The following is a 6,749-nucleotide window of genomic DNA, read 5'->3' as shown; positions in this document are numbered from 1 at the left end:
CACTAACTCAGAACTGGATGCCAACATCCCAAGCCCAATTAGAGCTCCCAGCAAAGCTGCCATGGGGAAAAACATTTCAATATCACGAGGAATACTCAGAACCACATAAAACAAAGCTTGCAGTAAGTCGTAGCTCCCCTGGCCAACCTTACGTAACTGCTCTACGTATTTAATGATCGAAGAAAGGCCGACAAAGGTTGCAAGGACCAATGATGTAGTGGCAATAATTGTTTTGCCGATATAAAGATCAAGAATTTTAAACACGGCTTAGGCTGCCTTCTTTCTTTGTCTGAGTTTGTCTTTTAACCGCCGAACGGTAATGCTATCGAGCGAGTTGATGCCTATCGCCGTCATTAATAGGGCCGCATTGATTGGCCACATACCAATGAAAGCGGGAATAGAGCCATCTTCCAATGCTGACTTGGTCGCACTAATAGACAAGAAATAAGCCAAGTAAATCAAAATGGCAGGCCCCATTTTAGCAAAACGACCCTGACGAGGGTTAACCGCAGACAACGGCACAACCAGCATGGTCAAAAGCGGTATACATACCACTAGTGAAATTCGCCATTGCAATTCAGCCTGAGCTCGAGGATCTGGGTTGGAAATAAGTAGCAAAGTTGGAATCGCTTCCCAATCACGCCCTTTAGGCTTAACGTCACGTTGGCCAATTAAACCTTCATATTGTTTAAAATCGGTAACCATGTAGTCAAGGCGTGTCGGCACTCCTTCATAACGAACACCATCATACATGCGGATCACTTGCCTTCCGTCACTAAGCTCCTTCACCTCTCCTGACTGTGAAAAAGACACACTTGGTAAGATAGAGTCGCGCGGGCGCATTTGAGCAACAAAAACATGCTTGAGTTTTTTGTTCTCAATATCATCGATAAATACCACTGAAGAACCATCTGGTGTTCCTTGGAACTGCCCCTTCTGGAGCATGTCAACATTATTTTCAGCTGCGACTTCTTCTTCAAGCTGGATGAGCCTTTCTTGACTCATGGGTGAAAAAACAAACGCATTAGCGCCAGCTAGTAACCCGGTCATCACTGCCAAGTAAAGTGCAGCTCGAATAAGGAACTTATTACCAATCCCCGTAGCGTTCATAACGGTAATTTCACTTTCCGCATACAGACGACCAAAGGTCAGCAAAATTCCGAGGAACAAACTCAATGGCAGCATTAACAGCCCCATAGAAGGCATACTCAAGCCGACATAGTGCATTACCAACGAGGCTGGGATATCTCCATCTGAAGCCTCAGCTAAAACCTTGATCAGTTTTTGACTTAAAAAGACCAAGAACAGAATGAAAAATATCGCCAATTGGCTTTTGAGTGTCTCGCGGATCAAATATCTAACAATAATCACGCTGAAATTACCTATACAAAACTTGTTTTTTTAACTGAATCACTATAATTTCCCGTTGAACCTTTTATTATTTGAAATTTTGGCTAACTGTTAACGCGCTTATTTACAAAGTCATTCCAAACATGGAATCAACAAGTAAGACGCCATTATCTAACATTTAGTTCGATTTGTCTTCAGGATGTAGGAGTACGCATGGAGTTCAGTGTAAAAAGTGGTAGCCCAGAAAAGCAACGTAGTGCTTGTATTGTTGTGGGTGTATTCGAACCACGCCGTCTCTCTCCAGTTGCTGAACAGCTAGATAAGATCAGCGACGGCTATATCAGTTCACTACTTCGCCGTGGTGATCTGGAAGGAAAACCTGGACAGATGCTATTACTGCATCAAGTACCAGGTGTGCTGTCAGAACGTGTTTTGCTTGTCGGTTGTGGTAAAGAGCGTGAGCTGGGTGAGCGCCAGTATAAAGAAATCATTCAAAAAACGATCAACACTCTCAATGAGACAGGCTCTATGGAAGCAGTTTGCTTCCTAACCGAGTTACATGTTAAGGGACGCGATACCTATTGGAAAGTACGTCAAGCCGTTGAAGCAACCAAAGATAGCCTATATACCTTTGATCAATTCAAAAGCGCTAAGCCAGAGACTCGCCGGCCACTACGTAAGCTTGTGTTCAATGTACCCACTCGACGCGAGCTCAATTTAGGCGAAAAAGCCATCACACATGGACTAGCCATTGCTTCCGGTGTAAAAGCGGCCAAAGACCTTGGTAATATGCCACCTAATATTGCCAACCCAGCTTACTTGGCTTCCCAAGCGCGACGCCTTGCTGATGACTACGAGACCATCACAACCAAAATCATTGGTGAGCAAGAAATGGAAAAGCTAGGTATGACTTCTTATCTAGCGGTAGGCCGAGGTTCTAAAAACGAATCTATGATGTCCATCATGGAGTACAAAGGAAGCACTGACCCAGATACAAAACCTATTGTTCTGGTCGGTAAAGGCCTAACATTTGATTCTGGCGGTATTTCGCTTAAGCCCGGTGAAGGCATGGATGAAATGAAGTACGACATGTGTGGGGCGGCTTCCGTATTTGGCACCATGAAGTCATTAGCCAAGCTTAACCTGCCTATCAATGTTATCGGGGTGCTGGCTGGCTGCGAAAACATGCCTGGTAGCAACGCCTATCGTCCAGGCGATATACTTACAACAATGTCAGGCCAAACCGTTGAAGTACTCAACACCGACGCCGAAGGTCGCTTGGTATTGTGTGACGCCCTAACCTATGTAGAGCGATTCGACCCTGATTGTGTTGTCGATGTCGCAACTCTAACAGGAGCATGTGTAATTGCGTTAGGTCACCATATCAGTGGTGTACTCTCCAATCACAACCCGCTTTCTCATGAGTTAGTCAATGCTTCAGAACAGTCAAGCGATCGCGCTTGGCGCCTGCCCATGGCAGATGAGTATCATGAGCAACTAAAAAGCCCATTTGCGGATATGGCAAATATTGGTGGCCGTCCTGGCGGTACTATTACCGCAGGGTGCTTCCTGTCTAAATTTGCTAAAAAGTACCATTGGGCGCATATCGATATTGCTGGAACGGCTTGGAAATCAGGCGCAGCTAAAGGAGCGACAGGTCGTCCTGTCTCAATGCTTGTCCAATTTGTACTTAACCGAAGCGGCCAAGAAACGGAAGAATAATTTCCAAACTTAAAAGGGCCGCAAGGCCCTTTTTTAATTCAGTAGTATGTTATGTCTAATGCAACTTTTTACATTATTGATCCCGACTCTCCTCAAGCAGACTCTGGTGTCTTTTTGCAATATGTTGTTTTCCTTGCTGGTCACTTTGCCGCTCAAGGAGCAAAGGTATATCTTAATTGCGAGGACAAACATCAAGCCGAACAACTGGCAGAAGATTTTTGGCAAGTCGATGCTAAGCACTATATCGCGCATAACTTAGTTGGAGAAGGACCAAAATACGGTACCAATATCGAGATTGGATACCAGGAGGTAAAACCTTCTTGGAATCGCCAGCTAGTGATAAATTTGGCTAAAAATAAGACAACCTTTGCGAATAAGTTTGCAGAGGTGGTAGACTTCGTTCCTTGCGATGAAAAAGCCAAGCAACTCGCGCGAGAAAGATATAAAATCTATCGCCAAGCTGGTTTTCAGCTACAAACGATCGAAATAGATCATAACCCGTAACTCAATCCTTATAGTGAAGTCGATCTTGCTTGAGATCACTCACTTATAAAGATTGATAACGATTAAATTTAACCAGAACCAATCTTCGAATGGTTGGACCCAATGGAAAAGGTGCATTATCCAAATCTGAATAATACCAGGCTGTATTTATTGAGATTTTAACACCTTAAAACCGCGAAATAGTCCAGCGATACCGAGGAAATACGAGCGCTATGGAAAAGACATATAACCCAACTTCAATTGAACAAGCTCTATACCAGGCTTGGGAAGAAAAAGGCTACTTTAAGCCACACGGTGACACGACAAAAGACGCATACAGCATAATGATCCCGCCGCCAAACGTCACTGGTAGCCTACACATGGGTCACGCGTTTCAAGATACCATTATGGATACGCTTATCCGCGCAGAGCGTATGAAGGGCAAGAATACCCTTTGGCAAGTCGGTACAGACCATGCTGGTATCGCCACGCAAATGGTGGTTGAACGTAAAATTGCGGCAGAAGAAGGCAAAACCAAGCATGACTATGGCCGTGATGCTTTCATCGATAAAATTTGGCAATGGAAAGCTCAATCTGGCGGTACTATTACTAAACAGCTCCGCCGTCTTGGTGCTTCTGTTGACTGGGACCGTGAGCGCTTTACTATGGATGACGGCCTATCGAATGCAGTTCAAGAAGTATTCGTACGCCTGTATGAAGAAGATCTGATTTACCGTGGTAAACGTCTGGTTAACTGGGATCCTAAATTACACACTGCAATTTCTGATCTAGAAGTAGAGAACAAAGATAAAAAAGGCCACATGTGGCACTTCCGTTATCCTCTTGCCGATGGTGCGAAAACGGCTCAAGGCAAAGATTACATCGTGGTAGCAACAACTCGTCCAGAAACCATGCTTGGCGATACCGGTGTTGCGGTAAATCCAGAAGATCCTCGCTATAAAGATCTAATTGGAAAAGAAATTCTTCTTCCTGTTGTCAATCGCCGCATCCCTATCTTGGCTGACGAACACGCCGACATGGAAAAAGGGACTGGCTGTGTAAAAATCACACCTGCGCACGATTTCAATGACTATGAAGTGGGTAAGCGTCATCAACTTCCGATGATCAACATCCTAACCTTCAATGGTGATATTCGTGACTCTGCTGAAGTATTCACCACCAATGGTGAAGCCAGTGATGCATACTCAAGCGAGCTACCAGCTAAATATCAAGGTATGGAGCGTTTCGCTGCACGTAAAGCCATAGTGGCAGAATTCGAAGAGCTTGGTCTTTTAGACGAAATTAAAGATCATGATCTTACTGTGCCATACGGCGATCGTGGCGGAGTTGTGATTGAACCAATGCTGACTGATCAATGGTATGTTCGCGCAGCACCACTTGCAGAAACGGCGACTAAAGTGGTTGAAGACGGTGAGATTCAGTTCGTTCCTAAACAATACGAAAACATGTACTTCTCTTGGATGCGTGACATTCAAGATTGGTGTATCTCTCGTCAACTGTGGTGGGGACACCGTATTCCAGCATGGTACGACAATGACGGAAATGTCTACGTCGGCCGAACGGAAGAAGAAGTTCGTGAGAAAAATGGGCTTGCTCCTGTGGTTGTACTTCGCCAAGACGACGACGTACTGGATACTTGGTTCTCCTCTGCTCTTTGGACATTCGGTACACAAGGCTGGCCTGAAAACACGCCCGATCTTAAAACCTTCCATCCTTCAGATGTGCTTGTAACTGGTTTTGACATCATCTTCTTCTGGGTTGCTCGCATGATTATGATGACGATGCATTTCTGTAAAGATGAAAATGGCAAACCACAAGTGCCCTTCAAAACAGTTTACGTAACGGGACTCATCCGTGACGAAAACGGTGACAAGATGTCTAAGTCGAAAGGTAACGTACTTGATCCAATCGACATGATTGATGGCATCGATCTTGAGTCTCTGGTTGAAAAACGCACTGGCAACATGATGCAACCTCAGCTTGCCGCCAAGATTGAGAAAAACACACGTAAGACGTTTGAAAATGGCATTGAACCCTATGGTACTGACGCTCTACGTTTCACCTTAGCCGCCATGGCGTCAACCGGTCGTGATATCAACTGGGATATGAAACGTCTCGAAGGCTACCGTAACTTCTGTAACAAGCTTTGGAACGCCAGTCGTTACGTGTTGATGAATACCGAAGAGCAAGATTGTGGCTTTGGTGCTGGTGAGCTTGAATACTCATTAGCCGACAAATGGATCGAGTCACAATTTGAGTTAGCGGCAAAAGACTTCAACGCACACCTAGACAACTATCGTCTAGATATGGCGGCTAATACGATTTACGAGTTTATCTGGAATCAGTTCTGTGACTGGTACCTAGAGCTTACTAAGCCAGTACTATGGAAAGGCAGTGAAGCACAGCAACGAGCCACTCGCAAAACACTGATTACCGTGTTAGAGAAAACGCTTCGCCTTGCTCATCCGGTTATCCCGTATATTACCGAAACCATTTGGCAAAGCGTCAAACCACTGGTAGGCAATATTGAAGGTTCTAATTCAGCAGAAAGCACCATCATGCTGCAAGCTCTTCCACAGTATGATGAAGCAAACTTCAACCAAGAAGCACTTGATGATATCGAATGGGTGAAATCCTTTATAACCAGCATACGTAACTTGCGAGCTGAGTACGATATTAATCCAGGAAAGCCTCTTGAGGTGATGCTAAAAGCTGCCAGCGACAAAGATGCCGCGCGCCTAGAAACCAACAAACAAGTGCTGGTTTCTCTGGCTAAACTTGAGTCAGTACGCGTGCTTGAGTCTAATGAGACAACGCCAGCATGTGCGAGCGCTCTTGTGGCTAAGTCTGAGTTAATGATCCCTATGGCAGGGCTTATCGATAAAGATGCCGAGCTCATTCGTTTAGATGGTGAAATTAACAAAACGCTTGGCGAGATCAAGCGTATTGAAGGTAAGCTAGGTAACCAAGGTTTTGTCGCTAAAGCGCCAGAAGCGGTCGTGGCTAAAGAGCGTGAAAAACTGGCAGGCTATCAAGAAACACTCATTAAACTTGAAGAGCAAAAAACCACTATTGCGGCTCTATAAGCGCGAATTTGAAAGTAAAAAGGCAGCCTCTAGGCTGTAATGCCGATCAGTTAAACATTAATCGGCAGATCAATTGAATGATCCCAT

At 44.9% G+C, this 6,749-nt stretch carries 5 protein-coding genes; 3 read left to right on the top strand and 2 right to left on the bottom strand.

The window, feature by feature from the left end; translation table 11 throughout:
- Both AAFM34_RS19860 and lptF read right to left on the bottom strand, forming a co-directional pair.
- Window positions 1-264 (bottom strand): LptF/LptG family permease (locus tag AAFM34_RS19860; RefSeq protein WP_341665840.1); only part of this gene is annotated, 264 nt, incomplete at its 3' end.
- A 3-nt stretch (window positions 265-267) separates the two neighbouring features.
- Window positions 268-1,371, bottom strand: coding sequence for an LPS export ABC transporter permease LptF (gene lptF, locus AAFM34_RS19855; RefSeq protein WP_341665839.1), 1,104 nt, complete (start codon window positions 1,369-1,371; stop codon window positions 268-270).
- A gap of 192 nt (window positions 1,372-1,563) precedes the next feature.
- Between lptF and pepA the strand changes: the two genes are divergently transcribed.
- The 3 genes from pepA (at window position 1,564) to AAFM34_RS19840 (ending at window position 6,662) form a co-directional block, all read left to right on the top strand.
- The gene (gene pepA, locus AAFM34_RS19850; RefSeq protein WP_341665837.1) at window positions 1,564-3,072 is read left to right on the top strand and encodes a leucyl aminopeptidase; all 1,509 of its coding nucleotides are present in this window, start codon (window positions 1,564-1,566) and stop codon (window positions 3,070-3,072) included.
- A gap of 51 nt (window positions 3,073-3,123) precedes the next feature.
- Complete coding sequence (locus AAFM34_RS19845) at window positions 3,124-3,576, top strand: DNA polymerase III subunit chi (protein ID WP_341665835.1); 453 nt, start codon at window positions 3,124-3,126, stop codon at window positions 3,574-3,576.
- A gap of 212 nt (window positions 3,577-3,788) precedes the next feature.
- Window positions 3,789-6,662: a valine--tRNA ligase gene (locus AAFM34_RS19840; RefSeq protein ID WP_341665833.1), complete on the top strand. Its 2,874-nt coding sequence runs from the start codon at window positions 3,789-3,791 to the stop codon at window positions 6,660-6,662.
- The last annotated feature ends 87 nt before the right edge of the window (window positions 6,663-6,749 follow it).

The sequence above is a fragment of the Vibrio sp. genome (assembly GCF_038138445.1).
Lineage (GTDB): Bacteria > Pseudomonadota > Gammaproteobacteria > Enterobacterales > Vibrionaceae > Vibrio.
This window is presented reverse-complemented; position numbering and strand designations above follow the sequence as displayed.